General features: G+C 62.8%; 1 protein-coding gene. It reads left to right on the top strand.

Annotated elements, in window-relative coordinates; genetic code table 11:
• Nucleotides 1–747: MFS transporter (locus JF781_RS27980; RefSeq protein WP_374109801.1), on the top strand; the 747-nt coding region annotated here is incomplete at its 5' end.
• Nucleotides 748–907: the final 160 nt, after the last annotated feature.

The following is a 907-nucleotide window of genomic DNA, read 5'->3' as shown; positions in this document are numbered from 1 at the left end:
CCCGGCGCGGCGGTCGTCTTCGCCGTGCTCACAGTCGTGCAACTACTGGCGTTGCCTCGCCGCCGCGCCGACCCAGTGCCGGAGAAGACCTCGATATTGCAAGATTGGCGGGTCGTCGTCGCTAATCGCTCTTTCCTGTTGTTCGCCGCGGCGATGACCGGTTCCTACGTGCTGTCGTTTCAGATCAATCTCGCACTGCCGTTGCAGGCGTCGATGCTGGCGCCAGGATCTCATTCATTACTAGTCGCAGCGCTTTTCGCCGTTTCAGGGCTCACCGCGGTCGGTGGACAACTGCGCATCACCCGCTGGTTCGCCAAGAGGTGGGGAACCAGACGCAGTTTGGCTGTTGGCCTGACCATAATGGCAGCGTCGTTCCTGCCGTTGATGGTCGTCCCAGACCGCGAACGCTTTGGCGTTCTTCCGGCGATCGCGGCGCTTCTGATGTCTGCGGGCCTGCTGGCCATCGGCTCGGCCGCAGTCTTCCCGTTCGAGATGGACATTGTGGTCTCGCTGGGCGGCCGACTGGTCGCCACCCATTACGGCTTGTACAACACCATCATCGGGGCCGGAATCCTCGTCGGGAATTTGGCCACGGGCGCGGTCATGGGATCCGCACGACAAATGGGCCTGGGCGAACTGGCATGGGCAGGACTGATTCTCGTCGGAATCGTCGCCGCTGTGGCCTTACACCGCCTGGACCGGACCCACCGCCTGCAGCCCGCCCACTCTGAAGTCTTCTTAACCTGAGCGGCCGGCTGTTGGTGGGCCGCAGCACCGTTCGCCGCCTACACACAGTCAGGGCGATGCGTAGGCGATCACGTCCTCCACGCGATCTTTATCTCCAGTGAGGCCAACTGCACGCAGCTGCCGGGTGTGTCCATAAGGGGCGTCAGCGGTCATAAACCAT

The sequence above is a fragment of the Mycobacterium sp. WUMAC-067 genome (assembly GCF_020217485.1).
In the GTDB taxonomy this organism is placed as follows: Bacteria; Actinomycetota; Actinomycetes; order Mycobacteriales; family Mycobacteriaceae; genus Mycobacterium.
This window is presented reverse-complemented; position numbering and strand designations above follow the sequence as displayed.